The organism is Methylomonas defluvii (genome assembly GCF_033949435.1).
Taxonomy (GTDB): domain Bacteria; phylum Pseudomonadota; class Gammaproteobacteria; order Methylococcales; family Methylomonadaceae; genus Methylomonas; species Methylomonas defluvii.
The window spans coordinates 24,967-39,416 of the sequence record NZ_JAXARY010000015.1 but is presented as its reverse complement, the minus strand read 5'-3'; the positions used below and the strand labels follow the sequence as shown (position 1 = coordinate 39,416).

At 54.3% G+C, this 14,450-nt stretch carries 14 protein-coding genes; 9 read left to right on the top strand and 5 right to left on the bottom strand.

The annotated features are described in order from the left end of the window. From QLH52_RS15910 to QLH52_RS15890, 5 genes are all read right to left on the bottom strand, one after another. Positions 1-945: an ABC transporter substrate-binding protein gene (locus QLH52_RS15910; protein WP_033155487.1), complete on the bottom strand. Its 945-nt coding sequence runs from the start codon at positions 943-945 to the stop codon at positions 1-3. A gap of 50 nt (positions 946-995) precedes the next feature. Continuing rightward, positions 996-3,146, bottom strand: coding sequence for a TonB-dependent receptor plug domain-containing protein (locus tag QLH52_RS15905; RefSeq protein ID WP_033155488.1), 2,151 nt, complete (start codon positions 3,144-3,146; stop codon positions 996-998). Positions 3,147-3,351: 205 nt separating this feature from the next. After that, a complete protein-coding gene (locus QLH52_RS15900) occupies positions 3,352-5,190 on the bottom strand; it encodes a bifunctional protein-serine/threonine kinase/phosphatase (RefSeq protein ID WP_319962218.1) in 1,839 nt (612 codons plus the stop codon). A 19-nt stretch (positions 5,191-5,209) separates the two neighbouring features. Beyond that, positions 5,210-5,653: a cyanase gene (gene cynS, locus QLH52_RS15895; protein WP_101054970.1), complete on the bottom strand. Its 444-nt coding sequence runs from the start codon at positions 5,651-5,653 to the stop codon at positions 5,210-5,212. 75 nt (positions 5,654-5,728) lie between these two features. Then, positions 5,729-6,541 carry a formate/nitrite transporter family protein gene (locus QLH52_RS15890; RefSeq protein WP_101054968.1) on the bottom strand — a complete coding sequence of 271 codons (813 nt, stop codon included), beginning with the start codon at positions 6,539-6,541 and terminating at the stop codon, positions 5,729-5,731. A 533-nt stretch (positions 6,542-7,074) separates the two neighbouring features. Between QLH52_RS15890 and QLH52_RS15885 the strand changes: the two genes are divergently transcribed. From QLH52_RS15885 to QLH52_RS15850, 9 genes are all read left to right on the top strand, one after another. Continuing rightward, positions 7,075-8,277 carry a hypothetical protein gene (locus QLH52_RS15885; protein ID WP_319962217.1) on the top strand — a complete coding sequence of 401 codons (1,203 nt, stop codon included), beginning with the start codon at positions 7,075-7,077 and terminating at the stop codon, positions 8,275-8,277. 2 nt (positions 8,278-8,279) lie between these two features. Next, the gene (locus tag QLH52_RS15880; protein WP_319962216.1) at positions 8,280-9,410 is read left to right on the top strand and encodes a glutathionylspermidine synthase family protein; all 1,131 of its coding nucleotides are present in this window, start codon (positions 8,280-8,282) and stop codon (positions 9,408-9,410) included. Positions 9,411-9,412: 2 nt separating this feature from the next. Continuing rightward, a complete protein-coding gene (locus QLH52_RS15875; protein WP_319962215.1) occupies positions 9,413-9,829 on the top strand; it encodes a DUF350 domain-containing protein in 417 nt (138 codons plus the stop codon). Between the two features lie 4 nt (positions 9,830-9,833). After that, positions 9,834-10,526: a two-component system response regulator CreB gene (creB, locus tag QLH52_RS15870; RefSeq protein WP_319962214.1), complete on the top strand. Its 693-nt coding sequence runs from the start codon at positions 9,834-9,836 to the stop codon at positions 10,524-10,526. Further along, positions 10,523-11,953, top strand: a complete 1,431-nt coding sequence (creC, locus tag QLH52_RS15865) for a two-component system sensor histidine kinase CreC (protein WP_319962213.1) — start codon at positions 10,523-10,525, stop codon at positions 11,951-11,953. The genes creB and creC overlap by 4 nt, the downstream gene beginning before the upstream one ends. Before the next feature lie 81 nt (positions 11,954-12,034). Continuing rightward, positions 12,035-12,937, top strand: a complete 903-nt coding sequence (locus tag QLH52_RS15860; RefSeq protein WP_319962212.1) for a hypothetical protein — start codon at positions 12,035-12,037, stop codon at positions 12,935-12,937. A 143-nt stretch (positions 12,938-13,080) separates the two neighbouring features. Continuing rightward, a complete protein-coding gene (locus QLH52_RS24645; RefSeq protein ID WP_425257604.1) occupies positions 13,081-13,302 on the top strand; it encodes a flagellar regulator YcgR PilZN domain-containing protein in 222 nt (73 codons plus the stop codon). A 138-nt stretch (positions 13,303-13,440) separates the two neighbouring features. Then, a complete protein-coding gene (locus QLH52_RS15855; RefSeq protein ID WP_205450894.1) occupies positions 13,441-14,004 on the top strand; it encodes a protoglobin domain-containing protein in 564 nt (187 codons plus the stop codon). A gap of 10 nt (positions 14,005-14,014) precedes the next feature. Then, entirely contained in the window at positions 14,015-14,377 is a 363-nt protein-coding gene (locus QLH52_RS15850; RefSeq protein ID WP_033155499.1) for a roadblock/LC7 domain-containing protein, read from the top strand. The last annotated feature ends 73 nt before the right edge of the window (positions 14,378-14,450 follow it).

The following is a 14,450-nucleotide window of genomic DNA, read 5'->3' as shown; positions in this document are numbered from 1 at the left end:
TTAAGGGACCGGGAAAACCATCGCGAATTCGCGGCGTGTCTGACTGGAAAAACGCAAACCCAGATGTTCCGCGGTTCGTAAATTGACAGCCACCAGCAAATCCCGCAGCAATTCGACCGATTCAAACTTGCCGCCCGCCTGTACTTGCTGGACGGCCAGACCGGCCAAACTGCGGCCCATGCTGAAATTGTCCGGGTATAAGGAAAATAATGCCCCTTTGCGCACATGGTCGAGATTGCTGGAAAACACCACGAAATTTTTCTCCCAGGCTTCGCGCAGTACTTCCGGTAACAAGGATTGCTCGTCCATGGCGGCGTTTTCGCGCGGCAGCCAGAGGGCAATGGAGTTGTCTTTAATCTCCAGCAAAATCTGCCGGAACTGATCCGAGGAATCGTGTAAATTGCCGGTCGGTTGCGCCACCAGCGTCAAGCCACGTTCCAGAGCCGCCCGTCCGGCACGCTCGATCTCCCAGGCGGTTTGCCGAGGATCGTAGATCACGGTAATTTTTTTCACCTCCGGCACCAATTTTTTCAAATGGTCGAACATCGCTTCCGGGGCCGGCGTCAGACTGATACCGGCCAAACCTTGCACCTCATCCGGCCGGATCATGGTCGCGCCGATCACCACCGGAAATTGGGAAGATACCGATTTGGCGACCGCCAAACCGGCGCGGCCCAAAGTCACGACCACATCGATCCTGTCGTTTTTCAGGTCCTGAATCAATTTTTCGACGGACTTGTCGCGCTCACTCAGCAGGTAATGCCCAACCGGCTTACCCAGCTCCTGTTCCATACCGCGCGCGATCTCCATGAACACCGAGCGGTAGGGCTCGCGCACATCGGGATAAACGATGGCAACGGTCGGCGCTTGCGCCCAGGCGCCGCCGCAAAAAGGCCACAGCAGACATAAGGCCAATCCGAGCTGAAAAAATAGTCTATAGAACAAAATGACTCCCGAACTACGGTGTAAACAAGACCCAAGCAACGGCGCCTCGGCTAAAAATGAAGACTGATTTCGCCGTAAAAACTGCGCGGCGCCAATGGTAAATCGTTAGGAATGGCGGCCGGATTGCCGGCCAGACTGGGTTCCCGGGCACTGACATCAAACAGATTACGCACCGAAAACGCCACTTCCAGATGCTTGGCCAAATTCTGCCGGCGTAGCGTCACATCCACCCAAGTATAATCCGCGACCGGTTTGCGCGTATCGCCGAAACTACGGTCGCGCCCCACTATCCATTTGGCTTGCGGACTGAGTTGCCAATCGGGCAAAAATTCCCAATTCAGACGCAGATAGATCTGATGATGCGGCGCATACCCGCTATCGCGGTCCAGAGCCTGGTCGCGGCTACGTTGATAGGCGTAGTTGCCGATAATTTTCAAAGTGTCGGCGGCCTGCCATTCCGCTTCCAGTTCGGTGCCGTAGCCTTGCTGGACACCGGTATTTTGCGCCGTCGAAGTGGTGGCATTGGCATCCGGTACAAAACGGATGATGTCCTTCCACCAAAAGTTAAAGAAATTCAAACCCAGGCGCAGGCTGTCCGTCGGCCGATAGTCGAAACCCAGTTCGACGTTTTCCATGGTTTCCGGGCGTAAGGCGGCATTACCGAGTTGCGCCGGGTTGTTGATGATATACATTTCTTGAAACGACGGCGCCCGAAACGCCGAACCGTACATCAGTTTTGCCGTTAAATCGTAGCGGGCTTCCCAGATCAAGGCCGCGCGCGGATTGAAGGTATTGCCGAAGTCCGAATAGCGGTCGTAGCGGGCACCGGCGGTCAAACTCCAGTCATTGGCAAAATTCCATTGGTCTTGTAAAAACAGGTATGCCACTTTCCGGTCCACTTCCGGAATAAAGGTCGCGGAGGTGCCGGAGACATCGGTCAGCGGAATCCCCGGCAGCGACGGTATCGGCGCGCCAGTAGCGGGATCGATACCAAAATTCTGACTGACCCGCGCCTTGAACAGACTGTCGTAATTAAAACCGATGCCGCTGCGTAACTGATGTCCCTGAAAACCGCCGTAAGCAAAGGTCTGGCTGATACGGACATGGCGTTCCCACACCTCAGGGTTGCCAATGTAACCGTTGGGAAAAGTGACCGGCGCGCCGGCGCCGATCTGGCCGTTGGCGCCGATAGGCAAGGTAGTGCCGGCCGGAAATAGCGTCAAATTGCGCTCGATTTCCTGACTGGTTTCGAAATAGCTGGCTTGCGTCGTCAAATCCCAGTTTTCGATGTCGGCGTTATGGTAAGTGACGTCGGCGTTCCAACGGTCGCTGGCATAACGGTTGACCGGGTCCAGGGCTTGCGCGATACCGGAGCCGTTGCCGAAATCGCTGCGGTGTTGCAGCCCGCCGCGAAACCGCCAATGGCCGCGCGACAAATCCAATCGGGCGTCGAGATTGTCGCGCGACATGTTCAACGGCCCCGGCGCCAGCGAAGCGCGGGTTCCCAACAAGCTATCAAACTGGCTTTGCAGATCGGCATCGACCATAGCGTTTTGTCCCGCAGTCTTGTGGTATTCAAAAGCCAAGGCAACGTCAAAGCCGGCCCATTCGCCGCCATGCAAGGCCCAGCCGTCGTAAGTATCGAAGCTGCCGACCCGGCCGCCGACCTCAGTACCTTCAATGTCCTGTTTAGTTTTGGTGATGACGTTGATTACCCCGGCGAAGGCATCGGCACCGTATACCGCCGATCCCGGCCCGCGCACAATTTCGATACGGGCGATGTCGCGGATCGGCATGCCGCCCCACACCTCGCTGCGGCTGCCGGTATAGGAGTTGCTGATCGGGATGCCGTTAATCATCATCAGCACTTGCTGATTGAACTGCGAATAAATGCCGCGAAACGTGTAAATCGGGTTATAGCCTATCGTGTTGCGTTCGACGTGTAGGCCGGGCACGCTTTCCAACGCTTCGTCTATGTCGGTGGCGCCTATTTGTTTGATGTCGTCGGCCGTGATAACGGTGGCAATCGACGGGGCTTTGGAAATCGGTTGTTTGTAACCGCTGGCGATACTGACCATATCCTCGGTGCCGTAGATTTGCGACAAAGCTCTTTCTTCCTCTTCCGTGGAAACCGGTTGCGCATGCGTGGACACACTGATCAGGCAAGCGCAACAAGTGACAAACAGCGGGCGGACCAACATGGCTAACTCCAGTTTGGAATTCTAGTTATTTCGGAAGTTATGCATTAACACTGGGGCTAATTTTGCCGAAGGATACCAAGGAGCGGGCGATGTTTGTTAATTTTCAGCCTATCGATTAACTCAGATCAATTCTTCCAGGTTTTCCGGCACAGCCGAAAGGATAGCAGAGACAATCAAATTCGGGCCGGCGATACCGATGGGCAGGCTAGCGATTGTGGGGTGACCCGGCCCTGTTTGCCGCAGGCGCGGGGGACCGACCACCCTCTTCCACCCGGCTGTTCCGGGCGCAGCTAACAGACGCGGGGTGATCGGTATTTGCGGATTGGCTGATTAACAAGGCCGCGATAATCCCCGCCAAAATGCCGGACACGCCCTTCCAGAACGCCGCCGGGTTACGTTCCAGCAATGCCGGACCGGTTTTGGTCAAAAACGCCGGATTGGGATGGCGTAAGTCAAAAATGAATTCAGATAAATCTTCGTAGCGCTTATACGGATCGGGATGCGCGGCCTTGCGGATCGCATCATCCACCCAGCTCGGAATATCCCGGTTGCGATACAAAGTAGCGTCGTAATTGAGTTTGTTTTGCGCCGCCCTGGATTTGCATTTGGCCACTTCCGCGCCGTAAGGCAGTTTGCCGGTGAGCATTTGATAGGTAATCACCGCCAGGGAAAACTGCTCCGAGCGCACCGTGCCCGGCTCGCCGAGGAAATACTCGGGCGCGGTATATTGCGCGGTACCGAGAATAGCATTGCCGCCGATGGGTGCGCCCATCTCCATGACGCCGGCGACCCTAGTTGAACCGAAGTCGATGATTTTCACGGTGCCGGTGCTGTCGATCATGATGTTGTCCGGCCGCAAATCCTGATGCAGCATTTCCAGACGATGAAAGCCGCGCAAGCCCTTGGCGATCTGTTCGATGATGCCGCGCACGGTTTCCAGATCCGGTTGCGGATGATCGATCATCCATTGCTTCAGGGTCTGGCCGTCGATAAATTCCGTCGCCACATAAAGAAAATTGCGCTTGCGCGTCTGCGCGCACGGCTGTAACACATGGGCGTTATTGATACGATGAGCAATCCAGTCTTCCATCAGAAAGCGTTCCAAATACGCCGGATCGCCGCGCAAGTCTATGGATGGGGTTTTAAGCACCACTTGGGCCTGGGTGTCGTTGTCCACCGCCAAGTAGATATGGCTACGGCTGCTGGCATGCAATTGCCGGACGATGGTGTAACCATCGAATTCCAACCTGGCGTCCAACGGCGGCGGAAACGGCAAATCGGTCAAGGACTGATACAACTCGTTGGCGCTGGGTAGCGGCAACTGGTCGATACGCACAATCTGCGCGGTCAGATTATCGCCGCTACCATTTGCGTAGGCCGCCTCGACGATGGCTTTCGCCGCAACGTCCAGATCGTCGCCGGCTTGCAGGATAGTTTGGGTAACGAAGCGCGGGCTGACGTATTCATAGACGCCGTCGGTCGCCAGCACCAATATATCGCCCAAACTGACGGCCAGCGTTTGATAGTCGATTTCCAAATGCGAGTCCATGCCCATCGCCCGGCTCAGATAGCTTTTTTCCTGAGACAGCCACAAACGGTGGTCGTGGGTCAACTGTTCCAGTTCGTCGCCGCTTACCCGATAAATCCGCGTGTCACCGACAGAAAACAGATGCGCGGTAGTGGATTTGATCACCAGCGCGCTCAAGGTGCAGACATAGCCGCGATCCATATCATAGCAATCGCGGCTTTGCCGGGTTTGCGCGTACAGCCAGGAATTGGTGGCCGTCAGCACCCGTTGCACCGACTTCTTCACCGACCAGGCTTCCGAGGTGCAAAAATAATCCGCCAAAAAGCCGGTCACCGCCGCCTGACTGGCGATGTGGCTAACCTCGCTGCTGCTGATGCCGTCAGCCAAGGCTATAGCAATGCCTTTGGCGCTTAACTGCGGTTCCTTGGCGATATACATGCCATGAAAATCCTGATTTAGCGGCTTGCGGCCCTTGTCGGAATATTGGCCGACTGTAATGCTTAATTTCCCGGACATGGTTTAAAGCACGGCAGCCTCAATAACTCTTGTAAGGCAGAAATTTCCCGCTCATGACGATCTTGACCCGGTCGCCTTTCGGATCGGGCTCACGCTGCAAGTCCATACTAAAATCGATGGCGCTCATGATGCCGTCGCCAAACTCTTCATGGATCAAAGCCTTAAACGTAGTGCCGTAGACATTCACCAGTTCGTAAAAGCGGTAAATCAATGGATCGGTCGGCACGGCGCTGGGCAGCGATCCCTTGTACGGCACCACTTGCAGTTGGGCGATAGCCGCGGGCGGCAGCTCCAGCAACGCACCAATGATCGCGGCTTGCTCGGCGTTCAAGGTCATTTGCCCCAGCAATGCGGCAGTGGTCCATTCCTTACTCAAACCAATCGCTTCAGCCAGTTGCGCCCAGCTCAATTGCTTGGCCAGTTTTTGCGTAACGACCAACTCGGTCACTTCGTTGCGTGTCATGTTTAGCTCCTTAGCTTGGTTAACAGCGAGAAAAAGCCCCGTGCTCAGCGGCATCGGGGCCGGATCGTTTGGCGCTTAGTTGAAAGAGCGCTTCGGCGCAGTTTTGACATGCGTGGAATACAGCGTCAAACCGGTAAACGCCAAACCGCCGACCAGATTACCCAACACGGTGGGGATCTCGTTCCAGACAAAATAATCCATGATCGAAAAATTGCCGCCCATGATCAAACCGGAGGGGAACAAAAACATGTTCACGACAGAATGTTCGAAGGTCATGCCAAAGAACAGCATGATAGGCATCCACATTGCGATCACCTTACCGCTGACCGAGGTGGAAATCATCGCCCCCACCACGCCGGTGGACACCATCCAGTTGCAGAGCATGCCACGGATAAAAATGGTCATCCAGCCGGCTATGCCGTATTTGGCATAGCCCAAGGTCCGGGCTTCGCCGATGCCGGCCAGTTTTTTGCCGACGGCGTCCGGTTCCACGGAGAAGCCGTAAGTAAAGACCACCGACATCATCACCGCCACTGTCAACGCGCCGAGAAAATTGCCTAAAAACACCAAGCCCCAGTTTCTGAGCACGCCGCTCAACGTCACCCCGGCGCGCTTGTCCAACCAGGCCAGCGGCGTTAATACGAACACGCCGGTCAGCAAATCAAACCCCAATAAATACAACATGCAAAAACCGACCGGGAACAAAATCGCCCCAAAGATTGGCGAGTTGGTTTGCACGGTAATCGACACCGCAAATACCGCCGCTAACGCCAGGATCGCGCCGGCCATGTAAGCGCGAATTAACGTGTCGCGGGTAGACATGAAGATTTTGGATTCACCGGCATCGACCATCTTTGTGACGAATTCCGAAGGGATCAGATAGGACATAACTCACCTTTAAATTGTGGGAACGACTTGAATGTCGGTGGTTCAAGCACCGACATTCGTTTAAATAAGCCTGTATGCGCAAGCTAAAGTTCCCTTGGAAACGGCGTGTTTGTGGTCAGCGAAAGTCCGGAAGGGAAAAGCAGGACAACGGCCGAGCAAACAGTATTGCGGGTAATAAAACCAGCAACGTTTCAACGCCGTTGTTGAAGGGAACCGAGGGTGCGCCATTGCACCGGGTAAATTGCAGCACGGATTGTGCCAGCGCTTTGAATGCAGGCTGACCTAGCTTTTTGTTGCCAACCTCAGCAACCCAAACCCGCATCGCGCACCAAAACGGACTGCCACCGCACCAAAACAGGAAAACACCAATCTGAGACAAGCCCGAAGACAGATGCGAAGCCAATGCCAGCAATCAGCTTCCAGCAACCGGCCCCTCGCGGCTATTTTCAGCAAAAACATCGAGTAGCGGCTATGCTTCGCCGACATTTGTCCAGTAACCGCTTCTAACGTCACCGCCTTATTTAGCCGAGCCTATGCCATCGTCGTCGCTTAATAAAAAACTGGTTCTTACTTACAGCGCTTGGAGGCAACTACTTGCGCTACTGGGATTAGCGCTGGCCTTCCTAATGGCTTGGGCGGGATTTCTAAGTAACTTTTTCATCGTCGAAGTTAGTTTTATTTTATTCGGCGCTTATGTTGCTTGGGCGCTGCTTCGCATCATCTCGACTCAATCGATTACGCTGTATCCCGACAAAATCGTCAAACACAGCTGGCTCGGCCAAACTACTATTCCAACCCATGCCTTGCTGGTGACTGATAGCCAAGACCAAGGAAATGCGAAATCCTGGCGCTTTTTTCACGGCTCCAACAAAAACCAACGTGAGTCCATTCAAATAGCAGGCAATTTTTTGTCGCCGGAGCTGCGACTATGGGTGGATTCGTATCGACGTAACATCTATCGGCTCGGCAGTTTCTCCAGCAGCCCGTTGAGCAGCAACAGCGCCTTCTGCGTGGAGTTCGATAAAGCGGTGTCGTCCTTCCGTTTCATGGCCGTGCTGACCGCCGTCTATCTGCTGGTGTACGTGATTTATGCAACGATGCTGCACTGGCAACATCCGGTATTTGACGGTTACGCACCCCAATTGCCGGCGTGGCCGGTGCGCTTGTTGTTTGTTGCCATCGCCTTGGCGGCCTATCCGTTATTGCAAACGCTGGCCAAGCCACCCATCGGCGTTTCGAACTATACGGTGCGCGTGGCGCTGGCCCAGCAACGGGCCTTTCGTTCCGCATTAATCGCTAATGGCGTGGCCTGGTTGGGCTTGCCGCTGTTTCTGCTGTGCGGCAACAGGCTGGATTTTTATCTGCTGTTGTCGATAGGCGCGCTTTATCACTACGACTTCTATCCCCGGCTATCCACCTGGGAAAACGTGTTGCAAGCCGCACCGGAAACCCGGCCGGTGCAAGCGGCAGTCCCTCGGCGTTCCATGCAAGTATCCTTGGCGTTATTGGGCGGCTTATCGCTAGCCAATTATCACGGCAACCCCGACGACTTTCGGATCCGCCAACAAGATTGCGTAGACGACCAGGGCAATCCGATTGAATGCCGAAGCAGCGGTGGTCACGGCGGCGGCTCCAGCTCCCGTTATAGTGGCAACGGCAGCGCGGACAGCCATAGTTCGGTCAGGCGCGGCGGCTTTGGTTTCTTCGGCGGCTCGCACAGTTCTTTCGGCGGCTAAGCATGCAAAGGGTCGAACTAAGACCCCGCGCCGATTGGCAGCAGCGGGTCGAGGCGGTGGGGATGAACTATCACACCCTGGACGGCGATGTTTATTGGGACGAATCGGCCTGCTATCGCTTCACAGCCAGCCAGATCGATGTCCTCGACGATGTCACCGCCGAATTGCATGCGCTGTGTCTAAAAGCAGTGCAAGCCATCATCGACCGCCATCTTTTCAAGCAACTGCTGATTCCGGATTGGGCCGTGCCCTATATCGTCGATTCGTGGGAACGCCGTGAACCCAGCGTTTACGGCCGCTTCGATCTGGCCTGGGACGGCAACGGCCAGCCCAAACTGCTGGAATACAACGCCGACACACCCACCGCGCTGCTGGAAGCCGGCGTGGTGCAATGGTTCTGGTTGCGGGATTGCTATCCGGACGCCGATCAATTTAATTCGATACACGAAAAACTGCTGGTCTTTTGGCAAGATTACCGGCAACGCCAGCCCAGCCTGCATTTTGCCGGCGTCGACAGCAGCGACGAAGACAGCGGCAATCTGGAATATCTGCGCGACACCGCTGTACAAGCCGGCCTGCAAACCCAACGCTTGGCTATCGAACAAATCGGCTGGGACGCCAGCCGGCAACGCTTTGTCGATCTGCGCAATAACCCCATCCGCGCGTTGTTCAAACTGTATCCCTGGGAATGGCTGTTGCAAGAAGAGTTTAGCCCTTACCTGCCGCAAGCCCAACCGGCGATGTTGGAACCACCCTGGAAACTGCTGCTCAGCAACAAAGGCCTATTGCCGATTTTATGGGAGCTGTTTCCCGGCCACCCCAATCTGCTGGAGGCCAGCTTCGCCGATAAACCATTGGTGGGCGATTATGTACGCAAGCCGCTGTATTCCCGTGAAGGCGCCAATATCCAGATTCGCCGCGGCGCCAGCCTCGTCGAAACCGGCGGCAGTTACGGCGGCGAGGCCTGCATTTATCAACGCTATACCCCGCTGCCCGAGTTTGCCGGCAATTTCCCGGTGATAGGCTCCTGGATCATCGCCGATCAACCGGCCGGCATCGGCATCCGTGAAGACAAAACCGAAATCACCGGCAACAATAGCCGCTTTATCCCGCATTATTTCGTCGAGAATTAACTATGGAATCGCTAGACCTCTCTCACATCCTGGCCGGCGCCAACGGCTTTTTTCTGCACTTCGTCGCGGCCGCCGCGCTAACCGGCGCGTTTGCTTTCTGTTATCTGTGGATTACGCCCTACGCGGAATTCAAACTGATCCGCGAGGGCAAAACCGCCCCGGCCGTGGCGTTTAGCGCGGCGCTGCTGGGCTTTGTATTGGCGCTGTGCGGGGCCATCGCCAACAGCGTGTCGTTTATCGATATGTTGATTTGGGCCGGCATTGCCTTATTTTTGCAAGTGCTAGTGTTTGTTGGGCTGCGGCTGGCTTTCGCGGACCTATGTAAACGCATCGCCGCCGACGAACTGGGCCCCGCCATCGTGCTGGCAGGTTTTGCTTTGGCGGCGGGCTTGTTAAGCGCGGCCTGCATGACTTATTAAAGCCGTGACTGCCGCCAAACGCATCTTAATCGTCGAAGACGAACCGGCGATTGCCGATACCTTGATTTATGTGCTGAATCAAAGCGGTTATCAAACCGAGCACGTCGGTTTGCTGCAAACCGCGCTGTCCAGACTGCAAACCGCAGCGTTCTCTCTGGCTATTCTCGATGTCGGCCTGCCCGACGGTAACGGCTTTGATTTATGCCGGCAGTTGCGTCGATTCTCGGATATCCCGGTGATTTTTCTGACCGCGCACGGCGACGAAATCGACCGCATCGTCGGTTTGGAAATCGGTGCCGACGACTATATCACCAAGCCGTTCAGCCCGCGCGAAGTGGCGGCTAGAGTTGGGGTAATCCTACGCCGACTCGGTACAGCGCACGCTAATAAGCCAGCAGTAACGGCTAACGCCCAGTTTGATTTGGATAGCCAAGCCGGCCGCATCCGCTATTGCGGGCAGTTGCTGGAATTGACCCGTTACGAATTTTTGTTGTTGAAACTATTCATCGAGCATCCGGAACGGATATTCTCCCGCGAACAACTGTTGGAAAGAATCTGGCAAGACCCCGGCGATGTGTTCGACCGCACCGTCGATACCCACATCAAAACCCTGCGCGCCAAACTGCGCTTGGCCGCCGCCGATCAAGATCCGATACGCACGCATCGCGGCTTGGGTTATAGCTTGCAAAGCCGATGAAGTTATCGGTACGGCTGTTTTTAGGCTATTTCCTGCTGGTGGCCGTGACCGGGCAACTGGTGTTAATGCTGGTGGTGAAGCAGATCGGCCCCGGCGTGCGTACCGCGCTGGAAGCCAGTTTGGTGGATACCGCCAACCTGCTGGCCGAACTGGCCGCGCCGGATTTACGGCAAGGCAGCATCGCCGACGGCCATTTCGCTCAAGCGGTCAAGCGCTATAGCACACGGCCGGTATCCGCGAGCATCTTCGGATTTCCGAAACAATCACTGGATTACCGTGTTTACATCACCGACGCGGCCGGCATCGTCCGGTTTGATTCGGCGGGTACGGCAATCGGCGAAAACTATTCGCGCTGGAACGATGTGTATCTAACCCTGCAAGGCCAATACGGCGCCCGCTCCTCGCAGGCCAACCCCGGCGACAAGACCAGTTCGACCATGCATGTCGCGGCGCCGGTGCGCGACGGCGATAAATTGATCGGCGTGGTCACCGTCGCCTACCCCACCGCCCTGCTGCAACCCATTGTCGACGCCAGCAAGCATGCCATACAACGCGGGGCCCTCTGGTTGTTCGGCGGCGCTTTACTGTTCGGCGCGATATTCAACTGGCGCTTGACCCGCGCCATCGATTTACTAGTCGGCTACGCCCGCAGCATCGCGTCCGGCGGCAAAGCCAGCCCGCCCAAATTGCGCAGCGTCGAACTGTCCACGCTGGCGCACGCTTTGGAAACCATGCGCCAGGAATTGGAAGGCAAACAATACGTCGAACGCTACGTACAAACCCTGACCCACGAGATGAAAAGCCCGTTGGCCGCCATTCGCGGCGCGGCGGAATTGCTGGAAGATCCGCTACCCGACACCGACCGCCGTCGCTTCGCCGCCAATGCCCGCGAACAAGCCGAACGCCTGGACCAATTAATCGAACGACTACTGGGACTGGCGGAGTTAGAGCAGCGCCAACAATTATCCGATCCACAGCTATTGGATTTAGGCGAATTGCTTAATAGCGTCCTGGCCGAAAAAGCCCCGCAACTGCTGCAACTCAATTTGCAAACCGCCGTGTCGCTAGACGAACCGCTACCCGTGCTGGCGGAAGAGTTTTTATTGCGGCAAGCCATCTCCAATTTATTGGATAACGCAATGGCCTTTGCGCCTGCCAAGTCCACAATCGAAATCGACGGCCACCACGACGACAAGCAAATCACCTTAAGCATCCGCGACCACGGTCCAGGTATCCCCGACTACGCGCTGGAAAGAATTTTTGAACGCTTCTACTCGCTACCGCGCCCCAACAACGGTCGCAAGAGTACCGGCTTGGGTCTGGCTTTCGTTAGGGAAGTGGCTGTGTTACATGGCGGGAAGATCAAGGTCGGCAATGCCGAGGGCGGTGGGACTGAGGTGAAGTTGAGTTTGCCGGCAAGCTATTGAGAAACTGTACAATTGCGACCACATTACTTCATATTGTTCAGATCATCATAAGATCCTAATTCCCGTAATCCACAAATCAATATGCCTCGCATTCATCAGTATTTGGAGCAAAAGTACCCAGGTAGTCGCGAGAGGGCCATCTTTCGTACTGAAATCATAAGGCTGTGTGAAGAATTCATCCAGTCTGGCTATGCTGACGACAAGTTTGAAAACGAGCTTACGAGTCACGATACGTCTAAATTCTGGTCTTGTCTCTCCGAAGCACTGATCTTTGAACAACTGACAGGAAAGCATTTTTTATCACGACGAAACATTGGCGTTGGGCCAGACTTTCTAATTGAGTGCAATGGACGAAAATTGTGGATTGAAGTTATCTGTCCCACCCACTCTGGCATCCCAGATGATTGGCTAGAAATACAATTAAACAGAGCGTCAACTGCCCCAAATACCGAAATTCTGCTTCGCTGGGCTAGCGCCTACAAAGAAAAAGCGGAAAAATTGCTTGGTAATCCATCTGGCAAACCGATGGGCTATCTTGCCAACGGCATCGTCTCGGAACAAGACTTATACGTAATTGCGATTAACGGCTGCCAACTGCGCCATGGTCCGTTTTCCGCACTGCACGGTATGAGTCAATTTCCATATGCCGCCGAAGCGGTTTTCCCAATCGGACCCTATCAAGTGCACTTCGACAGAGCGACCATGAATATCGTCGGTCAAGGCTATCAGGAGAGGCTGAACATTCCCAAGCCAAAAGGAAAAGCAGTGCCCGCAGACGCATTTCTCAATCCGACGCACAAAATGATTAGTGCATTGTGGGCTGTGGACTTTAATGGTTGCCGAATTCTTGGAAACCAACAGCCGTCTGCCATCATTCACAACCCTTGCGCACAAAATCCTCTGCCTTATGGCTTTTTGCCGTCAGACGAAGAATTTCACGCAGTCGCCACAAGCGAAGAATTTTATTCATGTTGCCGTCTCTGATCTAGGTAGCTCAGATTACGCACTAGCGTAGCCTGACTTAGATTCTAAACATTAAAAAATCAAGTACCCCACTCTCAAGCCAGCAACAATCCGGTCTTTAACGTATTTTTTCCGCGTATTTGCAAAACCGACGACCACTATCGATGGAAGACAATTCCGCGATTTCCAGCCCAAAACACATTATCGATTACCTAACGGGAATCCCGCGGCGTCATTGCATTTTGTCCGCTCGCTATGCGGTTAATGATCAAGCGGTTTTAACCGCAATGTTACAAATTGACCTTAAGCACAATGCTTTGGCGATAGACGCTCGAAAAATTAATAACATTATGGTATGCGAGCCAATTCTCATAAACCGCAAATAAGCAACGCAGAAAAATACCCAAAAAAAAACCTGGTATATGCTTTCCTCGCTGAGTCTAACTAGCAAGACCATGCGGCCGCACTAAAAACACCCCCACAAAGTCGGTTGCATTTTTTTAAGTTCACGAGGAGAGTGTTTAATGTCACTGGATTTCGAAAAGCTGACCGTATACGGCAAATCGTTTAGCGGGTTTACCCCCGATAAGGAAGCTTTGTTGCTAGAGGTTGGGTCGCAAATTAAGCCGTATCTGGCGGCGGTAACCGACGAATTTTATCAACAGTTGGCCACCATACCGGAAACGGCTTCGTTTCTGGAAGGACGAGTCGAGGGTTTGAAAAAAACCCACCGCCTATGGATGGAAGGGCTATTCACAGGCCCCTATGATAAAGACTTTACCGCACAGATGTTCAAGGTCGGTGATGTGCATGTCAAGGTTAAATTGCCTGTCGAATTCATGGCCGGAGCGATGACTTTGATCAATAACCGTCTTTTCACGCTGATAGTTGAAACCTTTGGTGACGATAAGCAATATTGCGCTCGGACGATTGCCGCGGTTAACTCGGTAACCGGCTTTTCATTGCTGGTGATGCAGCAATCCTATCAAGCCTCGAGCTTGGCGGAAGAACTGGAAAAGTTTTTGAAAATTTCCGGCATGAGCCGCACGTTATTCACCAATCTGGCCTTGGCCTACAGAGACAAATAAGGAGATCACTATGCGCGCGGATTTATTAATATCTGTTTTGACGGAATTGAATGGTTCATCGGCCGACATCGAAGCCAGTGGCGTGATATCGACTGATGGTTTAATGATGGCCTCGGTATTACCGGCTTCCATGGACGAAGACCGGGTAGGCGCGATGAGCGCCGCCATGTTGTCATTGGGTGACCGGACTGCGCAAGAGCTGGCGAGAGGCGAGTTGGAGCAAGTGCTGATCAAAGGTAAGGCGGGCTATGTGTTAATGACCTATGCCGGTTCTGAGGGTGTTCTCACCGTTTTAACCAAGTCATCGGCCAAATTGGGCTTGATATTTCTTGATGTTAAGCGAGCAGCGGTTCAGATCGCGGAGATGCTGTAAAGATTGAATTGGAGTGACGGGATTACACCCGTCACCTCGATCTTACCACCGGTCAGACTGCTTTCCGCATCCG